Below are 21,012 nucleotides of genomic sequence, written 5' to 3'. Positions count from 1 at the left end.
TGTTTCCAACCTTACCAGATCCTTTTCCAGTCCGTTTCCGCTTCCCGTAAGCCGCGGTCTGGTCTGAATTTGTTTCCAGTGGCCGTTGGAGGGCCTTTGCCTTTCGGCTGCTCCGACTTTATCAGAATCGTTTTGGCCGATTCAAATCGGCTTCACGTTTCTCATCAGGGTTCGAAGTTGGTTCGGCGGAATTGCATTCACGCTCGAAGCGAGTCAGATACTAACCGTTGCCTGCGAGCTTGTCTAGTTCGTGGCAACCGTTCGAATCTACCTCCCCGTTGGGCTCGTGTCAACGAACCTTTGGGGCGAAGAGGAGACTAGCAGGTGAGCATCTGTCTCCGCACATCGCCTCCGGAAGCGGGCGGGTGCCGCGGCGGCTACGGGTGTTGGGGCCCCGGTCGCTGTGCGGGAAGCGGTCCCCGTGCCGCTGTCTCCCGCACTGGCTTCCAGCGGCCTCAGGCGAAGGAGGACGGAGGGCTTTCGAGGTCTTCCAGTTCGAGTCCCGGAGCCGCGAGGACCACGTCGCCCGCCAGGTGGATCTCGTGCTGCTCGCCTGTGTCCAGCTCGTTGACCTGGTACGTATCCACCGTCAGGGGTCCGCTGTCAGTGCCGTGTGCTTCGCTTTTCAGCAGTGCCCAGGACTGGTCGAGAGTCCGGGGCGCCAGTACGGGGGCGGTGAACGCGACGAGCCGCAGGCGGGTGGCCGGGGCGCCGGGGGTGAGTCGCAGGAAGCGGGAGGCGGCGATGAGGAAAGCCGGGGAGGTGCCGGTGAAGGCGTGAGCGCGGACGTTGCCTTCGGTGGCGTGGTCTCCGGTGGCGTCGGAGCGGACCCAGGTGACGCCGTCGATCGCCGCACCGCGGATCTGCCAGCCGCCGGCGTGCAGCTCAAGGCGCAGGGGGCGGCCGAGTTCGTCGAGGGTGAGGTCGACAGAGCCGGTCGGTTCGCCGGAGGGGGAGGTCAGCTGGGAGACATAGCGCCAGCCGGAGGGGCCGGGGGCGCACTGGAAGTGCTCTTCACCGAGGGGGGTGTGGTCATGCGGGTCATGAAGCGAATAACGGCCGCGCGGCATCGTGAGTCCTTGACGGGCCAAGGCCCGCCCGGCCAGCGCGATGGCTGGACCGGACAGGCCCTGGCGGCCCCGTCCGTGAGCGGGGGCCTTTTACCGACTGTCGGGGTGATCAGGCCGGTGCGCGCCGGGTGCGCCCGGATGAGCGCGACCGGAGCGACCGGGCCAGGTGATCAGTAGCGGTAGTGGTCGGACTTGTACGGGCCCTCGACCGGGACGCCGATGTAAGCGGCCTGGTCCGGGCGGAGGGTCGTCAGCTTCACGCCGAGCGCGTCGAGGTGGAGACGGGCGACCTTCTCGTCGAGGTGCTTGGGGAGCACGTAGACGTCCGTCGGGTACGCCTCGGGCTTCGTGAAGAGCTCGATCTGGGCGATCGTCTGGTTCGCGAAGGAGTTGGACATGACGAACGACGGGTGACCGGTGGCGTTGCCCAGGTTCAGCAGGCGGCCCTCGGAGAGCACGATGAGCTTCTTGCCCTCCGGGAAGGTCCAGGTGTGGACCTGCGGCTTGACCTCGTCCTTGACGACGCCAGGGATGGCGGCGAGACCGGCCATGTCGATCTCGTTGTCGAAGTGGCCGATGTTCCCGATGATCGCCTGGTGCTTCATCTTGGCCATGTCACTGGCCATGATGATGTCCTTGTTGCCGGTCGTGGTGATGAAGATGTCCGCGGTCTCGACCACGTCATCCAGCGTCGTGACCTGGTAGCCGTCCATCGCCGCCTGGAGGGCGCAGATGGGGTCGACCTCGGTCACGATCACTCGGGCGCCCTGGCCGCGCAGCGACTCCGCGCAGCCCTTGCCCACGTCGCCGTAGCCGCAGATGACCGCGACCTTGCCGCCGATGAGGACGTCGGTGGCGCGGTTGATGCCGTCGACCAGGGAGTGGCGGCAGCCGTACTTGTTGTCGAACTTCGACTTGGTGACGGCGTCGTTGACGTTGATCGCCGGGAACAGGAGGGTGCCCGCCTGGTGCATCTCGTAGAGACGGTGCACGCCGGTGGTGGTCTCTTCGGTCACGCCGCGGATCTCGGACGCGAGCTGCGTCCACTTCTGCGGGCTCTCGGCGAGGGTGCGGTTCAGGAGCTGGAGGATGACGCGGTGCTCGTCGTTCTCGGCGGTGGCGACATCCGGGGCCGCACCGGCCTTCTCGTACTCGACGCCCTTGTGGACGAGGAGAGTCGCGTCACCGCCGTCGTCCAGGATCATGTTCGGGCCGCCGGTGGCGGTGCCCGGCCAGGTCAGCGCCTGCTCCGTGCACCACCAGTACTCCTCCAGCGTCTCGCCCTTCCAGGCGAAGACCGGGACGCCCTGCGGGTTGTCCGGAGTGCCGTTCGGGCCGACGGCCACGGCGGCCGCGGCGTGGTCCTGGGTGGAGAAGATGTTGCAGGAGGCCCAGCGGACCTCGGCGCCGAGCGCGGTCAGGGTCTCGATGAGGACGGCGGTCTGCACCGTCATGTGGAGCGAGCCGGTCACGCGGGCACCGGCGAGCGGCTGAGCGTCGGCGTATTCGGCGCGGATCGACATCAGGCCGGGCATCTCGTGCTCGGCGAGGGTGATCTCCTTGCGGCCGAAGTCGGCCAGAGACAAGTCGGCGACCTTGAAGTCCTGGCCGGTGGCGTCAGCTGTCGTCATGGATGCTGCTCCTCAGTCGGTTGGAGTGGAGAGAGTGTTCGGCTGGGCATGCGGTAGTGGACAGAGCCGTCCCCTGGTCGCAGCGCAGTCCGTCGGAGGCCCTCTCTCCCTCGGCCGGACCACGTCGCGGTCCGCCCGACCGCCATCAGCAGCGACGTCTGGCACTGATGACGAATCTACACCGATCGGCCCAGCGAACCCCAGTCCCCCTCTGGGCCGCGCCGGGCGGATGTGGTGTCCTCTCAGCCGTTTCCAGCCTGCCCCGGAGAGCGGGTGATGAAGGGTGCAGACCGCTTGGTCGTGGTCCTCGGCGTGTTGCAGGATGCGGGGTACGCGAGACCATCCGCACACGTCTCGTGCTCGATGACCTGTTAGGAGAACCACGTGACCACCAGTTCAGCCGATGCGCCCGGCGGGGCGGGGGCGGGCGGGCGCGGGCTCAAGTTGCTCGCGGTAACCGCCTGCCCGACCGGGATCGCCCACACATATATGGCAGCGGAGAAGCTGGCCCAGGCTGCGGAAGCGCTCGGGCACAGCATGAAGGTGGAGACCCAAGGGTCGATCGGGGCTGAAAATGTACTCTCCGACAACGATGTCAAGAACGCTGACGCCGTCATTGTCGCGGCCGACAAGGATGTCGACCTCAGTCGGTTCGTCGGTAAGCGGGTGCTGGCCACCGGTGTCGCCGACGGCATCCGACGTCCCGAGCGGTTGATCGAGCTGGCGCGGGAGGCGCCCGTCCACGGTATGGACACGGGCGGGGCGGGCGGCGCGGGAGCCGGGCGTGGTGCGTCGGGCTCCGGCGGGGCAGGCGGCGGTGGCCGCGCGGGCGGCGGGACAGGGGGCAAGGAGCGGAGCGTCACGTACAAGGCGCTGATGAACGGCGTCTCGTACATGATTCCGTTCGTCGTCGTCGGCGGTCTGCTGATCGCGATCTCGCTCGCGCTCGGCGGTGACACGACGTCCAAGGGCCTCGTCATCCCCGAAGACTCCGTCTGGAAGACCGTCAACGACATCGGCACCATCGGGTTCGAGCTGATGATCCCCATCCTCTCGGGGTACATCGCCTACGCCATCGCCGACCGGCCCGCGCTCGTGCCGGGCATGGTGGGCGGCTGGATCGCCGCGCACGGGGAGCTGTACGACTCGGAGGCGGGCGCCGGGTTCATCGGGGCGATCGTCACGGGCTTCCTCGCCGGTTACCTGGTGTTGTGGATCAAGAAGGTCAAGGTCCCCAAGTTCGTCCAGCCGATCATGCCGATCATCGTGATCCCCATCGTGGCGACCACGGCGCTGGGCATGTTCTTCATCTACGTGGTCGGCAACCCCATCGCCTGGGTCTTCGAGCACCTCACCAGCTGGCTTGGCGACCTCACGGGCACCAGTGCCGCACTTCTCGGCATCATCCTCGGCCTCATGATCGCGTTCGACATGGGCGGTCCGGTGAACAAAACGGCGTTTCTCTTCGGGGCCGGGCTGGTCTCCAAGAACCCCGAGATCATGGGCATGTGCGCGGCGGCCATCCCGGTACCGCCGCTCGGGCAGGGTCTGGCCACGCTGCTGCGCCGCAGGTTCTACGACGAGCAGGAGCGGGAAACCGGGCTCGCGGCGTTGTTCATGGGTTTCTTCGGTATCACCGAGGGCGCCATCCCGTTCGCCGCGGCGCGACCGGCGCAGGTCATTCCGGCGAACATGCTGGGCGGGGCGGCGGCCGGTGCGGTCGCCGGTCTGGCGACGGTCACGGACGCGGTGCCGCACGGGGGGCCGATCGTCGCGGTACTCGGTGCCGTGGGCGGCGTCCCCATGTTCTTTGTCGCCGTCGCTATCGGCACGGCGGTGACGGCGCTCGCGACGGTGGCGTTCATGTCGTTCGGCGCCAAGGCGGACGCGGCGGCGGATGCCCGTGCGGGCGCAGCGGATGCCGGAGCGGCTAGTGCGGGTGAGCGCGGGAGCTCACTCGGGAGTGGGCACCAGAAGGCCAGTGGGGATGAGCCGGTGGTTGGTGCCAAGGTAGCGGCCGAGGTGGGGGCCGCGCGGCAGGCGGTCGGCGACTCCGGTCCAGGGCTGCCGGGTGCGGGTGGCGAGCCGGTGGCGGTGGCGGGCGGCGAGGTGCTGTCCGGATATCTGAGTGAGCGGACCGTCAGGGAGTCTCTGGCGGCGGACAGCAAGGACGCGGCGATACGGGAGATGGCGGCGTTGCTGGCCACGACGGGACGGGTCGCGGACGCGGCGGAACTGGTACGGGTCGCCTTCGCCCGGGAGGACCAGGGGACCACCGGGCTCGGTGCGGAGATCGCGATTCCGCATGCGAAGACGGATGCGGTCACGTCACCGGTGGTGGGCTTCGCGCGTTCTGCCGATGGCGTGGAGTGGGGGTCGCTTGATGGCACCAAGGCCAAGTTGATCTTCATGATCGCGGTGCCTGAGGCGGCTGCGGGAGACGAGCATCTGCGCATCCTGGCACTGCTCTCGCGGAAGCTGATGGACGCCGGTTTCCGGGAGCGGCTGCTCGCCGCTCCGGACTCGGCGGCGATTCTGCGCGTGCTGGCGGAGATTCAGTAGCCCGGGTCCGGCGACGGCGCGTGCCTGGCGACGCCGGACCCGGCCCGGCGGAGCCGGGTTCGCGACGCCGGGGCGGCAGCGCCTCCTGAGCTAATGCCCTGAGTCGTTCTCCCCTGAGGTAGCGCTTCCCCAGGGCTGACGCCCCTGAGGTAGCGCTCACCCTGATCTGGTGCCCGCTCAGCTTCGGGTGCCCGCGGCCAGGGGGCCGACGGCCGAGGGCCCCGGAACCATGTGCGTGGTTCTGGGGCCCTCGGTCGGTTCGGTCGAGCGTGCGACGCCGGTGGGCTGTCCCAGTGCGCGGCGCCAGTGGACCGGCTCAGTCGTCGGCGGGTCCGGCAGGATCGGTCGGGCCGTCGGAGGACGCGCCCTTGTTGATGCCACGCGCTGCGGCTTCCGCCTGGTAGATGTCCGGTTCCAGGTAGATCACTCGGGCGATCGGTGCGGCGGCGCGGATGCGGCTTTCGGCGGCGTTGATGGCGTCGGCCACCTGGGTCGCCGTATCGTCGTGCCGTACCGCGATCTTGGCGGCCACCAGCAGCTCCTCAGGCCCGAGGTGCAGCGTGCGCATGTGGATCAGCCGGGTGACGGTCTCGCCGTCGACGATGGCCTCGCGGATCTTCACGACCTCGTCGACGTCGGCCGCCTCACCGAGCAGCAGCGACTTCGTCTCGGCCGCCAGCACGATGGCGATCACCACCAGCAGTACGCCGATGCACAGCGTGCCGATGCCGTCCCACACGCCGTCGCCCGTCCCGAGCGCGAGCCCGACACCGCAGAGCGCCAGGATCAGGCCGACGAGCGCGCCCAGGTCTTCGAGGAGGACGACCGGGAGTTCGGGGGCCTTGGCGCGGCGTACGAATTGGGACCAGCTGAGCTCGCCGCGTACCTCGTTCGACTCTCTGATCGCGGTCCGGAACGAGAAGGACTCGGCGATGATCGCGAAGACGAGGACACCGACCGGCCAGTACCAGTGGTCGATCTCGTGCGGGTGCTTGATCTTCTCGTAGCCCTCGTAGAGCGCGAAGACACCGCCGATGGTGAACAGGACGATGGAGACGAGGAAGCCGTAGATGTAGCGCTCGCGGCCGTAGCCGAAGGGGTGTTCCTTGGTCGCCTCGCGCTTGGCCTTCTTGCCGCCCAGGAGCAGCAGCCCCTGGTTGCCCGAGTCCGCGAGCGAGTGAACGCCTTCGGCGAGCATCGACGACGAGCCGCTGAACGCGAACGCCACGAACTTGCCTACGGCGATGGCCAGGTTGGCGACCAGCGCGGCGACGATCGCCTTGGTTCCGCCTGATGCACTCATATGTGCCGGATTTCCCTTCCGCCCTGTTTCACTCGGCGCTCGCGCTTTGCCGATGCTTTACGGCGGGCCATTGTTGCAGCCTGGCGCACGCCAGTACGCCAACCACGGGGTCAAATGGCGACAGTAGCCCGGTAGACCGTGCCCTGACCTGCGAGTTCGACGGTCTCCGAGGCTGGGACATACGCCGACTCGCCGGGCGCCAGGCGCAGTTCGCCGCCGCTCTCGCTCCCGTCCCCGCCCTCGGGGATCTGTTCGCCCTCGCGGATCTGGGGGGGCCGCGTGGCGCGCAGCGTCACCGCGCCGGAGGTGCAGAGGATGATCTGCGGAGCGCCGGCCGTCAGCGGGCGCGCGGCGGTGCCCGCCGGCAGTACGTACCGCGAGAGCCGGAACTCGTCGATCGGTGTGGCGTACAGCTCCTCCCCGTTCGCGTCGGCCTCCGGGCGGAGCACACCGGGGGCTCCGCTCGCGAAGTGGACGACGCGCAACAGCTCGGGAACGTCGACGTGCTTGGGCGTGAGGCCGCAGCGCAGGACGTTGTCGGAGTTGGCCATGATCTCGACGCCGAGCCCGTTGAGGTAGGCGTGCGGGACACCCGCGCCCAGGTACAGGGCCTCGCCCGGCCGCAGCTGGACGTAGTTGAGCAGGAAGGCGGCGATGACGCCGGGGTCGCCGGGGAAGCTGCGCGCGGTGGCCGCGCAGGCGGCGTACGCGTCACGGTGCGGCCCGTCGACGGCGGCCAGTCGCTCGGCGGCGGCGGCCGCCTCCGTCACCGTGTCCGCCATGGCGTCGGGCTCGGCGGTCAGGACGGCGGTCAGGACCTCGCGGAGCGCGTCGGTCTCCGGCATGGCGCGCAGGATGTCGACGTACGGCTTGAGCGAGTCGACCTCAAGGCCGCCCAGCAGCTCGGCGGCCTCGGCGGGCGCGCGGAAGCCGCACAGCCCGTCGAAGGGGGTGAGCGCGCAGATCAGCTCGGGCTTGTGGTTGGCGTCCTTGTAGTTGCGGTGCGGCGCGTCGATCGGCACGCCACGCCGCTTTTCGTCCGCGAATCCCGCCTTGGCCTGTTCGAGGTCGGGGTGGACCTGGAGGGAGAGCGGTGAGCCCGCGGCGAGGATTTTGAAGAGGAAGGGAAGCCGGGCTCCGAAGCGGCGCACGGTGTCGGGGCCGAGTTCGGTGTCGGGGGCGGCGGCGATCACGTCGTTGAGCGCGGCGGGGCCCGCGCCGCGATCGACGCGGGAGGGGGCTCCGGGATGTGCGCCCATCCACAGTTCGGCCTGCGGCTCACCGGTCGGTTCGGTGCCGAGCAGCTCCGGGATGGCGGTGACGGAGCCCCAGGCGTAGGGGCGCACGGTGTTGGCTAGGCGGTCCATGGAGGTCGGTTCCTGACTGTTCGTTCGGCAGGTTCGTCACGGTCTGCGTGTTCGGACATGTTCGGCACGGTGGGCATGTTCAGCGTGTTCGGCACAGTTGGTTGGTGTCGCTGCCCGTGCGGTCGGCGACGCCGTCGCTGAGCCGAACGGTCCGCTGTCGCCGCGCGGCCTCGCGCCAGTTGTCGCATGAGCCGACGCTCACGCTCACGGCCGCGCGGGTGTGAGCGGCGCGTTGTGCCGCGCCGGAGTGTGCCCGAGGGCCAACGCCGGAGTGCGCCGGAGGGACAGCGCGCTGGGCGTGCGGCCCCCGGCCCTCATGATCTCTCTGTGGAGGCGAGCGCCAGGTAAACGGTGGCGAAATCCGTGATGGCGAGAAGCTCCGCCAGGTTCTCCAGGGGGCTTCCCCCGGCGGGTGCTAGTTCGCTGATCGCCGTGTCGTGGGTGAGTGCGACGTTGCGGGCCGTGGGGGCGGGCGAGAAGCGAGTGGCCGTCGGGTCGTCTGAGTCGGGCTCGTCGCGGAGCAGGACGATGCGTGCCCGCAACGCCTCCGGCTCGTCGACGCGGTCGCGGAAGAAGTCACCGGGGTCCGCTCCTCCAGCGAACGCTCCCGTCAGCAGCGCGCCATGCGTCCGCAGGGCGTCCGGCAGCTCGGCGGCGAGCGCGGGCCGTCCGGCCAGCGCGCCGAGCTGTGACGCGAAGCGGCGCCCGACGGCGGCGGCGACATCGCCCTCCGTCCACACCAGCGGCAGCGCGTCCGCGAGTTCAGCGGCGAGGGTCTTGGCGGGATTGCCGTACGTCGCGATGGCGGGCCCGCAGCGCTCGGCGACCTGGTCGAGCCGGTCGGCCACCTGTTGCAGCACCGGCGGCGGCGCGTGCACCACACCTATGCGGTCGGTCAGCGCGAGCAGCGGGATGAGTACTGCCCAGAGCGCGCCGGGCGGCTCGGACGGTGCGTAGGGGTTGGTCAGGTTCGCCGCGAGGGCGGTGGCATCACCGACCTCACCAGCGTCGATGTGACCACTGGCACCGGAGGCGCGCTCGTCGTAGCCGAGGTCCCCCGAGGCCAGGTCCCCCACTGCGGGCGCCGTCTCATCCGGCGTGCCGCCTGGCCTGTCGCCCGGCCTGTCGTCCTGCCCTTCGGGCTCCTCACCCGGCTCACTCGGCTCGCCCGGCGCGGTTCCGCCGTACGTGCCGTCGTGCTTGCTGTCGTTCTCGTTGTCGTGCTCGTTGCCGTTCGTGCTGTCGTTCGTGCTGTCTTTCGTACCGTCGTGTGGGGCGGTCTCGTCGTACGGGCCGGGGCTGTACGGGCTCGCGCCGCGTGAGAAGTCCGCGCGGGGGGCGGAGGCCGCCGGGAGTACGAGGCCACGGGCCTGCGCCGCCGCTTCGGTGAGTGGGGAGCCCGCCGGGGCCACGGCCACGATCGAGCACCCCCGCCGGTAGGCCTGCTCGACCAGCAGGGTCAGCCCCGGCTCGTCGCCATCCGGTGTGGGAATGACCAGCAGGTCCATCGGGCCGACCCAGCCGGGCAGCGTCCAGCGCAGGGCGCCGCCCGCGGGGGCGACTCCGTGCGAACGGATCAAGGAGACGGGGATGCCGCCGCCGCTGAGCGCGCCGAGCAGATCGGCGGAGCAGCCGCTCACGCTCGCCGGCCCGGCCACCAGGACGCAGCGTGGTCTGCCATCGGGTTCGAGGTTGGCGATCCCGGCCTCGGCGGAGAGGCGGGCAGCCATCCGCACCCGCGCTCCGGACTCCGCCGCTCCGCGCAGCAGCCCACGCGTATCAGCGCGGGCCAGTGCCTCTGGGGCGTCTAGGAGCGATTCGTCGAGCATGGTGCGTCAGCCTCCGATCACCGTGGATGGCTAGGGCCGTGCTCGCTCAGGCCGGGCGGCGAGCCTCATCCACGAGAAGCACAGGGATGCCGTCCCGGATCGGATAGGCCAGGTCGCAGCCCTCGCCGTCGCACACCAGCTCCGGAGTCCGCGCGTCCGACTCCTCTCGCAGCGGGGCATGGCACGCCGGACAGGCAAGGATCTCCAGCAGACTGGCTTCGACCGGCATGAGCTTCCTTTCGGGGCGGGCAATCACTGTGTCGCCAGGGTACCGCTGTGGACACGCGGGCGGTCTGCCGCGGTGCGTCGCAACAGGGGCGAGCCGACCGGGCGTACCCGGTCAGGGAGCCGCTCCGTCACCGGCCCCCACGACGAGCCGCCGGCGGCGGCAGCAGCAGCGCATCGCCCCGGCCCCGGATCGTCCGCCAGCGCCGCGGGGGCGGTATCCCGCCATCGGCCGCAGGGCGGACAGCCTGGAGGCCATCCACGTGGCGCCGCACAGCCACCGCTCTCCCGCGCCGCTCCTGCCGCTACGCGCGGACGATCGCCAGGACCTCGTCGCGGATGCGGGCGACGGTCTCGGCGTCGCGCGCCTCCACGTTCAGGCGCAGCAGCGGCTCCGTGTTGGAGGCGCGGAGGTTGAACCACCAGTCGGCGGTGGTGACGGTCAGGCCGTCGAGTTCGTCCAGCTCGGCGCCCTCGCGCCCGGCGTACTCGGCCCTGACCGCTTCGGCGCGGCCGGGCTGGTCCGCGACGGTGCTGTTGATCTCGCCGGAGGCGGCGTAGCGGTCGTACTGCGCGACGAGCTGCGACAGCGGGCCTTGCTGCTCACCGAGGGCGGCGAGCACGTGCAGCGCGGCCAGCATGCCGGTGTCGGCGTTCCAGAAGTCGCGGAAGTAGTAGTGCGCGGAGTGCTCGCCGCCGAAGATGGCGCCGGTGCGGGCCATCTCCCCCTTGATGAAGGAGTGGCCGACGCGGGTACGGACCGCCTTGCCGCCGTGCTCCTTGACCACCTCGGGCACCGACCTGGAGGTGATGCAGTTGTGGATGACGGTGCCGCCCGGGTGCTTGGCGAGTTCGCGCTCGGCGACCAGTGCGGTGATCGCGGAAGGGGAAATCGGCTCGCCGCGCTCGTCGACGACGAAGCAGCGGTCTGCGTCGCCGTCGAAGGCGAGGCCGATGTCGGCTCCCGTCTCCCGTACCCGGGCCTGGAGGTCGACGATGTTCTTCGGGTCGAGCGGGTTGGCCTCGTGGTTGGGGAACGTGCCGTCCAGCTCGAAGTACATGGGGACGAGGTCGATCGGCAGGCCGTCGAAGACGGTGGGGACGGTGTGGCCGCCCATGCCGTTGCCCGCGTCCACGACGGCCTTCAGTGGCCTGCTCGACCTCAGGTCCACGAGGGCGCGCAGGTGGGCGGCGTAGTCGGCGAGCACGTCGCGCTGGGAGATCCGGCCCTCGGTGCCGGTCGGTTCGGGACCGCCCGTCTCGGCCCAGACCTCCACGAGGGCCCGGATCTCCGCGAGGCCGGAGTCCTGGCCCACGGGGGCGGCGCCCGCCCGGCACATCTTGATGCCGTTGTACTGCGCCGGGTTGTGGCTGGCGGTGAACATGGCGCCGGGCAGGTCGAACTGCCCGCTCGCGAAGTACAGCTCGTCGGTGGAGCACAGGCCGATCTCGGTCACGTTGACGCCGAGCGCCGCGGCGCCCTTGGCGAACGCCCGCGAGAGCCCTGGCGACGAGGGGCGCATGTCGTGGCCGACGACGATCGCGTTCGCGTCGGTCACTCGTGCGAAGGCGGCGCCGAAAAACTCGGCCAGCCCCTCGTCCCACTGGTCGGGGACCACCCCGCGCACGTCGTACGCCTTCACGATCTGCAGCAGATCAGCCACGGCCTACCCCTCCTGGAGTCCTTGAGGAGTGCCAAATCTACCCGTGGTCACCGGTGGTTCCGTGTGAGCCGCCTCATCCTTCGCCCGCGCGCGGCACGCTGAGCCACCTCCAGGCCGTGTCCGGCGGATCGTGCCGGGGAGCGGGAGCCCCTGTCCGCGCGTCACGGACCGCGGGTGTGTCGTGGCTGGTCGCACCGTTCCCCGCGCCCTCGACGGGGCACACCCCTTCGCTCTGCCAGGGCGGCTCCTCCTACGGCAGCATCCACCCGAGGACCCACGTGCTCTGGGCCAGCACGATCAGGCACATCACCAGCAGCAGTCCCAGGCTCCACGGCAGCACCTTGCGCAGCAGGTCGCCTTCCCTTCCCTGGAGGCCGACCGCCGCGCACGCGATCGTGAGGTTCTGCGGAGAGATCATCTTGCCGAGGACGCCGCCTGAGCTGTTGGCGGCGGCGAGCAGTTCGGGCGAGAGCCCCGACTCCCGGGCCGCGGTCACCTGGAGCCCGCCGAAGAGGGCGTTCGCTGAGGTGTCCGAGCCGGTGACGGCGACACCGAACCAGCCGAGTACGGGCGAGAGGAAGGCGAGCCCGGCTCCGGCGGCGGCGACGAAGTGGCCGATGGTGGCGGCCTGCCCGGACAGGTTCATCACGTACGCGAGGGCGAGTACGGAGGTGACGGTGAGGATCGCGTGCCGCAGCTCGCGCACCGTGGCCAGCCATTCCGTCAGCGCGGCCCGCCCCGGCACACGCAGCACCAGGGCGGTGCCGAGCCCGGCGAGCAGCACCAGCGTGCCGCCGGTGGAGACCAGCGGCAGCGCGAAGACGTTGCCGCCGACGCGTGCTCCCTCGGCGTCGGCCACGTCGAGGAACGGCCAGTCGAAGGTCTGGGTGGCCTCCGCCAGCAGGTCTTTGACGGGTTCGAGCTGCGCGACCGAGAAGACGGCGACGATCAGGGCGTACGGGGCGTACGCGCGCAGCACCTCGGGGCGCGGGTCCTCCCGGTCCAGGTCGTCGCTGCGGGTTCCGGTGAGCACGGTGGCCCGTACGGGTTCCTCGGCGGGGCGGCGGGCCGAGGGAACGGCGACGAGGGCCGCCGCTCCGGCGAGCGCGGCGCCGATGTCGGCGAGTTGGGCGGATACGTAGTTCGCTGCGGCGAATTGCGCGACGGCGAAGGCGACGCCGCAGGCGAGCGCGGGCAGCCAGGTCTCGCGCAGCCCGCGCCTGCCGTCGACCAGCACCACCAGCAGCAGCGGCACGACGAGCGCGAGCAGGGGGGTCTGGCGGCCGACGACGGAGGCGACGGTGTCCAGCGGCAGTCCGGTGACCTGGGCGAGGGTGACCACAGGGGTGCCCATGGCGCCGAAGGCGACCGGGGCGGTGTTGGCGACCAGCGCCACAACGGCGGCTTTGACCGGGTCGAAGCCAAGGGCCACCAGCATGACGGAGCAGATCGCGACCGGCGCCCCGAAACCGGCCAGCGCCTCCAGCAGTGCCCCGAAGCAGAAGGCGACGACCAGCGCCTGGACGCGCGGGTCGGCGGAGAGCCGGCTGAAGGAACGGCGGAGCACGTCGAAATGGGCGGTGCGGAGCGTCATCCGGTAGACCCAGAGCGCGTTGACGACGATCCACATGATGGGGAATAGGCCGAACAGGACGCCTTGCGCGCCACTGGAGAGGGTCTGGCCGAGGGGCATCTCGTACGCGAGCCAGGCCACCAGCACGGCGACGGCGAGGCCGCTCAGTCCGGCGTAGTGGGCCCGTACGCGCACCGCGCCGAGCAGGACGAGGACGGTGGCGAGGGGAAGGGCTGCGACGAGCGCGGACACGCCGAGCGAACCGGCGACCGGCTCCAGATGCTGCACGAACAAACGGACCTCCCGGAGTAGGGGAATGGTCGTGTCCGCGACAAACGGGAGTCAATACTCCGGTCAGGACCCACCACGATCCGGCTCGGCCGGACGGCCGGACCGGATGGCCGGACCGGACGGACCGGTGGGGCAGCGGTGGTGCGGAGGGGGGTGCGCGCGGCGGGACGCGGGCGGCACAGGGCAGGCAGCTGTCGGTGCCGATGAGATGGCGGAGAGCAGCGTGGGAGACCGGTGGGAGGACGTGGTGAGGCCGAGGAACAGTGCGGAAGAACCCGCGCTCAGGAGTCGGGCGAACGGAGAACCCGCAGGTGGGCGCGGCGGGCGACCTCCATCGGGTCGGCTTCCCTGCCGTTCGGCCCGACGGCGCCCTGTGCTGCGGCGCGTTGCTGCGGCCGGGCGGCCTCACGCACCGCGTTGGCGAGCGCTTCGAGATCGTCACCGCTGGGACGGGTGGGGCCGGTGTCCACGGCGAGCCGGACGACCTCCCAGCCACGTGGGGCGGTCAGCCGTTCCGAGTGCTCCGAACAGAGGTCGTAGCAGTGGGGCTCGGCGTAGGTGGCGAGCGGCCCGAGAACGGCGGTCGAATCCGCGTAGACGTACGTCAGCGTTGCGACGGCGGGGCGGCCGCACGCAGTGCGCGAACAGCGACGTACAGGGCTCACGACGTTGGACGCTACCGCACTCTTGAGCGGGCCGCGATGACTCTCCATGAGCTCACTCCACCGTGTCGTCCTCGTTCATCCTATGAAGTCGGCGACCAGCCAACCAGGCTGACCTGCGGGAGGCCAGTGATCAGCGCATTGCGTTGATGATGATTCCTGTCACCATTCGATCCCGTTGACACCATTCGCCGAGCTGTGGAGCAGCCAAGAGGCGTCCGTAATTGAACGTAAGCGTGGCTTGATTGCTCATCAGCTGACATGGGGCGCGACGCCCCACACAGGCGGTCTTCGGGCGCTCCGGCGACTACTCTCCTCAGTAATGGACACCCCTGTACCTCCTTCCGCCACCCCTGGGGCCTCCGCTGCCCCGGGGGGCGCCCCCACCCCGTCCGAGCCGCGTCCGCGCCGCCGGGACCGGCATGGACGCGGGATGCGCGGGCCCATCGCGCCACCCCAGGTGCCGCTCTCGGTGAGTCGCGCCGACTCCTTCGTCGATTTGGTGCACGACTCCGCTGAACGGCTGGAGCGGCGCTGGTCCCAGCTGTCCAGCGTCGAGTTCGCCGTACGGGATGTGCCGGGGCCTGACTCTCCCGCCGAGGCCGCGGGCAACGGTGTCGGCGGCGAGGCGGAGGGATGGAGCGACGACGCCGTACCGCTCGGCAGGTTCATCGCCACCAACGGCGACCGCCCCGACCGCATCATCGTCTACCGCCGCCCGGTCGAGATCCGCACCAAGAACCGGGACGAGCGCGCGCAGCTCGTCCACGAGGTCGTCGTCGAACAGGTCGCTGAGCTGCTGGGACTCGCGCCCGAGTCGGTCGACCCGCGCTACGGGCAGGAATGACCCCGCTCCGGGCAGGACGGACCCGCCCGGTCTGACGCGGCCCCCGGCACGGTCGGCAGCCACCGCTGCGCGTGCGTGCGTCCGCGTGCGTGCGTGCGTGCGTCTGAGGATGATGTCCGGGCCTGGCAGGTTCTCGTCCATGCCCGCGCCCGCGCGTGTGCGTCAGTCGTTCAGCAGTGACAGATCCTGCTCGGCCCGCGGCACCTCGACCGTGCCGCCGTCGTCCGGCAGGCCCTGGACCGTGAACATCGGTACGCCGTCCATGGGCATCTCCAGCATCCGGGAGGCGTGCACGGGACCGCCGCCCGTCCGCTCGACCGTCACCGCGTACGGGCCTTTGCCGCCCGCCGGACGGGGCGCCGGCACGGCCAGGGTCGTACCGGCCTTGACGGTGTATGTCTCGCTGGTCGGAGTGCCGCCCTCACTGCCCGCCGAGGCGGTGACCCGGACGTTCGCGGCGTCGCCCGGCGCGGCCAGCGAGAGCGTCGAGCCCTTGGAGCGGTTATCGGCCACCGTGGCGCGCTCATCGATCGCAGCGGTGGCCGGGATGAACGCCGTTTCCTGTCGCTCGCCCTTGCCCCGTGTCACCCGCAGCGCGGCCACGAACGGAGCCGTGCTCGTGCCCTCAGGAGTGAGGACCAGCGAACCCGCCTCGCCCTTGGTGATGTCGGCGAGGTCGATCGCACTGGTCATACGGCTCTTCACGGTCAGCGTCTCGTGCCCGGCGGGGGTGATCGAACCGGACGGCCCCGCGAGCCGCACCTTCAGGTCGGCGTCGCCCCCGCCCGTCGCGAAGGCGACCAGCCGCACGGACGTCGCGTCCTTCGGGATGCCCGGCAGCACCGCGCTCCGCGACGGCGCGGCAGCGGCGGGCAGCCAGTCGCTGCCCAGCTTGTCGTCCGTCGCCTGCACGCTCGCGCCTACCCGGCCGGACCTGACCGCCGCGTGCAGGGTGAGGTTGATGGCCGGTTTCGCGGTGAGCGTGGACAGCAGTACGGGGACGGTGCCGTGGGCCGGGACCTTGACCGACTCGCCGCTCGGGGCGTCGATGCGCCCGTCCTCCCCGTACAGCTCCAGGTCGACCTCGGCCGGGATGTCGTCCGGGTTGGTGAGGTGGATGTAGTCCTGCCGGTCCCCGGCGGTGCTCGCGCCCGGGAACCAGAAGTCGGTGTCGGGCGCGGCGCAGGAGGCGCCGAGGAGGCCGCGGCCGCCGCCCGCGCTGACGGTGGTGGTCTGCTGCACCGTCCAGCCGGGTGCGAGGGCTCCGTCGGCGGTGCCGATGAGCGCGGGGGCGTCGGAGCGCGAGGTCGTGTCGGTGACCGGCTTGCCCGGTGCCTCCAGCGGCACGACGGGTTTCCGGTCCTGCCCCGCCTGTCCCCCGCGCTGATCTCCGTCCTGGCCGTCCTGGCCGTCCTTGCCGTCCTTGCCGTCCTTGCCCTTGTCGCCGGGCTCGCCGGAGTCCGATCCTCCGCTGTCCGCGGCGGGCAGCAGCCGCGCCGTGCCCTTGCCCCCGCCCGCGGCCGCCTGCTTCGCCTTCGGGGTGAAGGCGGTGTACGTGGTCTCCCCCAGCTCGGAGGAGGTGGGCGCGGGACACAGCAGCGAGGACCGCTCGACGGGCATCCGGGCGGCGGCTCGCGCGCTCGTGTCCGCCGCGTCGGCGCCGGAGTCCGAGGTCATCGAGGCGACGCCGGTGATGGCGGCCAGCGCGGTGACGGCGGCGATCAGGGAGAGGGTGGTGCGGTTCATGACTCGCTCCCGTCGCGGCGGGGCCCGGGGGCCGTGCCGCCGCCGTACGTCGTGTCGTCCTGAGCGGGCTCGGAGCCGGGGCCCGCGCCGGGGGCCGGGTAGCCGCCGTCCGCGTAGGGCTGCCCCCCGTAGGCGTACGGGTCGACGTAGCCGCCGTCCTGGTACTGGCCGTCCGAGTACGGGCCGGCCCGGTACTGGCCGTCCGGGTACTGGCCCTGCTGGCTGTGCTGGTGGTTCCGCCGGTCCTGGTACGGGTCGGCCTGGTAGGGACCGCCCCCGGGGTAGCCGCCCTGGCCGGGCGTGCCTGGCATGCCGGGCGCTCCCTGATAGGCGGCCGGGTCCTGGCCGGGCTGACCGCCCTGGTAGGGGTCGTCCGCGTAGGAGCCGTCCTGGTGCGGCTGGTACGCGCCCGGCGCGTAACCGGGCGGCCCCCACTGCGCGTACGCCTGCTGCGCGCCCGCCGCGTACGGGTCCGCTGTGGGCTCGCCGGGCGCCGTCCCGTCGGCCTGGCCCTGAGCACCGGTTCCGGCGGGCGCGCCGACCGGGGCGGGCGGACCGGCGTAGCCGGGCGGGCCCGCCGGGGGCTCGGGCAGCGCAGCGCCCTCCGGGCCGCTCCCGTCTCCCGGCCGGCCTTCGCTCTGGGTGGCGTCGGCCGCCGCGCGCAGTCGCCGCGCCCTGCGGCCCTCGCCCGGCACGGGCTGGGCGGGGACCGTGGCGCCGGGCGCACCGGGTCCGCCGGTGGGCAGCGCGCCGTCCGCCGACGGCGTGGCGCCCGTGGGACCGGCACCGGCGGCGACGGGGAGGTCGTCGTCGACCTCCCGGCGGCGGCCCGGCAGCGCGAGCACCAGCAGGACGACGGCGATCAGCCCCTGCGCCCACACCCACACGCTGTGGCTGACCGGCGTCTCGTAGGTGAGGTCGAGCGAGCCGCCCTTCGCGGGCAGCTCGAAGCCCTGTGCCCAGCCGTCCAGCGTGGTCGCCTTCAGTGCCGTGCCGTCGAGGGTGGCCCGCCAGCCCGGCGCCGCCTTGTCGGCGACGCGCAGCACGCGGCCCTCGGGGCCGTCGGGCACCGTGCCGTGCGCCTCGACGGGACCGGCGGCGACGGGCACCGGCGCGGCCTGCTCACCGTCGCCGGCGCCGCTGCCCTCCTTGGCCGGGGCGGGTACGACGCTGACCCTGGCGACCCGCTGGTCGATCCGCCACAGGGCGCTGCCGTCCTGCTGGCTGAGCCGGGTCAGCCCCGGGGTGGTGTCGAGGACTCGGCCCATCTGGCGCGGCGCGCTGTCCCGTACGAGCACATAGCGCACGGCGTAGCCGCCGAGCTGCCTGGTCTGATCGGCGCCCGAACCGGCGATGAGGTTGGCGACGATGCCGTTGAGCCGCTTGTCGCCACCGGCCTCAGAGGCGAGTTCGGCGTCACCGAGGCGTGCGCCGTCACCGCGTACGAGGATGTAGTCGACCTGGCCCGCGGTGCCGTCGAGCACGAGGGTGCGCGCCTGGTCCCGGGTGTGGGCCTCTTCGGCGACGAACGCGGGGACCTGGACGGGGTCGCGCCGCTCGACAGGACCGTTGGCGCCGCTGAGCATCCACCCGCAGGCCGCGATGAGCGGCGCGGCGCCGGCGGCCAGTGTGATCAGGGCGGCGACCGGCTGCCGCCAGCCGAAGCTCTGCTCTGCCACGCGCGCGCGGGCGCCCTCGGCGCCGACGAGCGCGGCGCACAGCAGGGCCAGCCCGTACAGGAGGGTGGCGGGACCGGCCCAGTGGTCGGCCCCGGCGAGCGCGGCGAACAGGAAGCCGGTGAGGGCCACGGCCCAGGCGGTACGGACGGCCAGTTGCCGTTCGCCGCGCAGCAGGGCGGCGAGTGCCGCCAGGACGACGCCGATCAGCAGCAGGGCACCCGCCGTCTTGGGGCCGCCGGGGCTGAGCGAGAGCAGTTCCAGGGCGGAGGCCGAGCCGGTGCCGTAGTCGAGACCGGCCTCGTCGAAGAACCGGCCGGGGTCGGTGAGCAGCGTCAGCGACCAGGGGGCGAGCACCAGCAGCGGGGTCGCGGCGACAGCGACGAACCGCAGCCCGTACGCGGTCAGCGGCGCGCCCCCGCGGCGCGCGAACCGCAGCCCGATGACACCGATGCCCAGCAGGGCGGCGATGGGCCAGACGATGGGCGTGAAGGCGGTGGTGATGGTGAGCAGCAGCGCGTACGCCCACACCGCGCGCCAGCTGGGGGCGGTGCGGGACGTGCCCGACCGCGGGGTGAGGCCGCTCGCGGCGACGGCGGCGCGTGCCATGAGGGGCAGCAGCACCGCGAGGACGGCGGTGCCGAGCCGCCCGCTGGCGAGCGCGCCGGTGGTGGCGGGCAGGAAGGCGTACGCGACGCTGCCCCAGGCCCGCAGCAGCCGCGAGCCGACGAGCGGCCGGGAGGCGAAGTACGCGGTGAGCCCGGCCAGCGGCACCGAGCAGACCAGCAGCAGGGTCAGCGTGAAGCCGGTGCTGCCCAGGAGCAGGGTGGCCAGTGCGGCGAGCATGGCCAGGTACGGCGGCGCTGATTCGGTGCCGCCGACACCGATCGGCTGCCAGGCGTCGGTGTAGCGCGCCCACAGGTCGCCGACGTCGCCGGGGGCCGGGAGCAGTGCGCCACCGGAGAGCGCGCCGCCGCCGATGAGGTCGCGGCACGCGATGAGGGAGACGAGCAGCAGGACGGCGAAGAGGACCGGGCCCGGCTTGCGGGCGATGCGCTTGAGCCGGACGAACTGTTCGACTTCGAGGAAGTCGGCGTCGTCGTCGCCGGGCCCCGTCTCGACGGCGCCGTGCCGGCCGCCGGAGGACAGCTCGGGCTCGGAGCGGCCGCCGAAGTTGCTGGCGACCTGTTCGACAGTGGCGCGTACGGTCGCGCCGGGCGGCGGGAACAGCGGCCGCAGCTCGCTCGCCTCGACGACGGGGCGGCCGCGCCGCCGCCTGGCCGCGAGGACGCGCTCGGGCCGCAGCAGCACGGTGAAAAGCCCGGCGAACTCGTCGACGGCCTGCCCGGGCGCCTTGCCGACGAGATAGGCGAGGGTGCGCAGGAAGGTGCTGAGGACGACGCGCAGCAGCACGTAGGGCAGCAGGGCGCCCCGGGTGTTGGCGAGCAGCGTGTAGACGGCGCCCGCCTTGTCGACGCGGTGCGGCGAGGAGCGGCGGGGCGCGAACCGGCGCCATGAGGTGTCGCCTTCGGCGACGGGGCGTGCGGAACGGCCCACGCAGTCGATGGGCCGCCGTTCACGCGCGGACGCCTCCGCATGCCGCAGCGCCGCCCCCGGCGCCACCAGCACCTGGTGTCCGGCGGCCTGGGCGCGCCAGCACAGGTCGACGTCGTCGCGCATCAGCGGCAGCCGGGCGTCGAACCCGCCCAGCTCTTCCCACACGTCGCGGCGGATCAGCATTCCGGCGCTCGAAACGGACAGGACGGGCCGCACTTGGTCGTGCTGTCCCTGGTCCTGTTCGCGCCGTTCGAGTCCGGTCCAGCGGCGGCCGCTGCGGGCGATGCTGGCGCCCACTTCGAGGAGCTGGCGCCTGTCGTACCAACTGTGGATCTTGGGACCGACGATGGCGGCCTGGCGGCCCGCGGTCGCCTCCCCTTCGACGACGCGCAGCAGTTCGGCGAGCGCGGTCGGCTCGGGCGCGCAGTCGTCGTGCAGCAGCCACAGCCACTGGACGGGGTCGCCGTGCGGCAGCTCCGGCATGTCGTACGCATCGTCGCGCCAGCTGCGCGTGACGGGGTCCCAGCCGCTGGGGCGCTTGAGGTAGGGAAGCTGGTCCGGCGTCAGTACGGGGGCGGCGCGGACCGCTTCCTCCACGGCGGTGCCGAAGCCGCTGCGGCGGGCGAGGTGGAGCACCCGCTCGGGGCCGAGGGCGTCGGTGAGCAGCCGGGCGGAGTCGTCGGCGCTCCCTGTGTCGGCGCCGACGGCGTTCTGTACGGGGCGCTCCTGGCCGAACAGGCCGGCCAGCGCCTCGGGGAGCCAGCGCGCACCGTCGTGGGAGACGAGTACGGCGGTGACCACATGCCGGGGGAACTCAGGCGTGGGGGACGCCGCGCCACCGTGGGCGGGCGCGAACTCGGTGGGGGCGGCCGGGTAAGAGGCCGCCTCATGGCTGTGCACGGACATCGAGGTACGGGCCCCGGTTCGCTGGACTGCGGTGGACGCGTGAGCCCCTTGGGCACCGGTGCGTCTCGGACGGGCCCCCACACTAACGGCTCGGCCGCCCGGG

General features: G+C 71.9%; 13 protein-coding genes. 2 read left to right on the top strand and 11 right to left on the bottom strand.

Features of this window, described 5'->3' with window-relative positions:
* Positions 1-455 precede the first annotated feature (455 nt).
* The gene (locus AC5P1B_RS25355; protein WP_493889930.1) at positions 456-1,070 is read right to left on the bottom strand and encodes a hypothetical protein; all 615 of its coding nucleotides are present in this window, start codon (positions 1,068-1,070) and stop codon (positions 456-458) included.
* Between the two features lie 170 nt (positions 1,071-1,240).
* Positions 1,241-2,701: an adenosylhomocysteinase gene (ahcY, locus tag AC5P1B_RS25350; RefSeq protein WP_493889928.1), complete on the bottom strand. Its 1,461-nt coding sequence runs from the start codon at positions 2,699-2,701 to the stop codon at positions 1,241-1,243.
* 384 nt (positions 2,702-3,085) lie between these two features.
* Here ahcY and AC5P1B_RS25345 point away from each other — a divergent pair, with 384 nt between their 5' ends.
* Positions 3,086-5,263 carry a fructose-specific PTS transporter subunit EIIC gene (locus tag AC5P1B_RS25345; protein WP_493889926.1) on the top strand — a complete coding sequence of 726 codons (2,178 nt, stop codon included), beginning with the start codon at positions 3,086-3,088 and terminating at the stop codon, positions 5,261-5,263.
* A gap of 316 nt (positions 5,264-5,579) precedes the next feature.
* Here the strand turns inward: AC5P1B_RS25345 and AC5P1B_RS25340 are convergent, their stop codons facing one another.
* The 7 genes from AC5P1B_RS25340 to AC5P1B_RS25310 all read right to left on the bottom strand — a co-directional run bounded on the left by AC5P1B_RS25340 (position 5,580) and on the right by AC5P1B_RS25310 (position 14,228).
* Positions 5,580-6,566 (bottom strand): cation diffusion facilitator family transporter, encoded by a 987-nt coding sequence (locus AC5P1B_RS25340; protein ID WP_493889924.1) that lies wholly within the window; start codon positions 6,564-6,566, stop codon positions 5,580-5,582.
* A 110-nt stretch (positions 6,567-6,676) separates the two neighbouring features.
* Complete coding sequence (manA, locus tag AC5P1B_RS25335) at positions 6,677-7,933, bottom strand: mannose-6-phosphate isomerase, class I (RefSeq protein ID WP_493889922.1); 1,257 nt, start codon at positions 7,931-7,933, stop codon at positions 6,677-6,679.
* A 314-nt stretch (positions 7,934-8,247) separates the two neighbouring features.
* Entirely contained in the window at positions 8,248-9,762 is a 1,515-nt protein-coding gene (locus tag AC5P1B_RS25330; RefSeq protein ID WP_493889920.1) for an SIS domain-containing protein, read from the bottom strand.
* A gap of 46 nt (positions 9,763-9,808) precedes the next feature.
* A complete protein-coding gene (locus AC5P1B_RS25325) occupies positions 9,809-9,991 on the bottom strand; it encodes a Trm112 family protein (RefSeq protein ID WP_493889919.1) in 183 nt (60 codons plus the stop codon).
* 301 nt (positions 9,992-10,292) lie between these two features.
* Positions 10,293-11,651 (bottom strand): phosphomannomutase/phosphoglucomutase, encoded by a 1,359-nt coding sequence (locus AC5P1B_RS25320; protein WP_493889917.1) that lies wholly within the window; start codon positions 11,649-11,651, stop codon positions 10,293-10,295.
* A 250-nt stretch (positions 11,652-11,901) separates the two neighbouring features.
* Positions 11,902-13,518, bottom strand: coding sequence for an L-lactate permease (locus AC5P1B_RS25315; protein ID WP_493889916.1), 1,617 nt, complete (start codon positions 13,516-13,518; stop codon positions 11,902-11,904).
* A gap of 278 nt (positions 13,519-13,796) precedes the next feature.
* Entirely contained in the window at positions 13,797-14,228 is a 432-nt protein-coding gene (locus AC5P1B_RS25310; RefSeq protein WP_493889915.1) for a DUF3499 domain-containing protein, read from the bottom strand.
* Positions 14,229-14,499: 271 nt separating this feature from the next.
* Between AC5P1B_RS25310 and AC5P1B_RS25305 the strand changes: the two genes are divergently transcribed.
* A complete protein-coding gene (locus AC5P1B_RS25305) occupies positions 14,500-15,024 on the top strand; it encodes a metallopeptidase family protein (RefSeq protein ID WP_493889913.1) in 525 nt (174 codons plus the stop codon).
* Positions 15,025-15,186: 162 nt separating this feature from the next.
* On the opposite strand, the gene AC5P1B_RS25300 is transcribed toward AC5P1B_RS25305, so the two are convergent.
* Both AC5P1B_RS25300 and AC5P1B_RS25295 read right to left on the bottom strand, forming a co-directional pair.
* Positions 15,187-16,770 carry a DUF5719 family protein gene (locus AC5P1B_RS25300; protein WP_493889912.1) on the bottom strand — a complete coding sequence of 528 codons (1,584 nt, stop codon included), beginning with the start codon at positions 16,768-16,770 and terminating at the stop codon, positions 15,187-15,189.
* Entirely contained in the window at positions 16,767-20,909 is a 4,143-nt protein-coding gene (locus AC5P1B_RS25295) for a glycosyltransferase (RefSeq protein WP_493889911.1), read from the bottom strand. The genes AC5P1B_RS25300 and AC5P1B_RS25295 overlap by 4 nt, the downstream gene beginning before the upstream one ends.
* Positions 20,910-21,012 lie beyond the last annotated feature (103 nt).

The sequence above is a fragment of the Streptomyces sp. A01 genome, assembly GCF_059026195.1.
This window is presented reverse-complemented; position numbering and strand designations above follow the sequence as displayed.

What these genes read in the sequence shown, in the direction of transcription:
- AC5P1B_RS25355 (WP_493889930.1), bottom strand. Translation starts at nt 1,070, where the DNA reads ATGCCGCGCGGCCGTTATTCGCTTCATGACCCGCATGACCACACCCCC.
- ahcY (WP_493889928.1), bottom strand. Translation starts at nt 2,701, where the DNA reads ATGACGACAGCTGACGCCACCGGCCAGGACTTCAAGGTCGCCGACTTG.
- AC5P1B_RS25340 (WP_493889924.1), bottom strand. Translation starts at nt 6,566, where the DNA reads ATGAGTGCATCAGGCGGAACCAAGGCGATCGTCGCCGCGCTGGTCGCC.
- manA (WP_493889922.1), bottom strand. Translation starts at nt 7,933, where the DNA reads ATGGACCGCCTAGCCAACACCGTGCGCCCCTACGCCTGGGGCTCCGTC.
- AC5P1B_RS25330 (WP_493889920.1), bottom strand. Translation starts at nt 9,762, where the DNA reads ATGCTCGACGAATCGCTCCTAGACGCCCCAGAGGCACTGGCCCGCGCT.
- AC5P1B_RS25325 (WP_493889919.1), bottom strand. Translation starts at nt 9,991, where the DNA reads ATGCCGGTCGAAGCCAGTCTGCTGGAGATCCTTGCCTGTCCGGCGTGC.
- AC5P1B_RS25310 (WP_493889915.1), bottom strand. Translation starts at nt 14,228, where the DNA reads ATGGAGAGTCATCGCGGCCCGCTCAAGAGTGCGGTAGCGTCCAACGTC.
- AC5P1B_RS25305 (WP_493889913.1), top strand. Translation starts at nt 14,500, where the DNA reads ATGGACACCCCTGTACCTCCTTCCGCCACCCCTGGGGCCTCCGCTGCC.
- AC5P1B_RS25300 (WP_493889912.1), bottom strand. Translation starts at nt 16,770, where the DNA reads ATGAACCGCACCACCCTCTCCCTGATCGCCGCCGTCACCGCGCTGGCC.
- AC5P1B_RS25295 (WP_493889911.1), bottom strand. Translation starts at nt 20,909, where the DNA reads ATGTCCGTGCACAGCCATGAGGCGGCCTCTTACCCGGCCGCCCCCACC.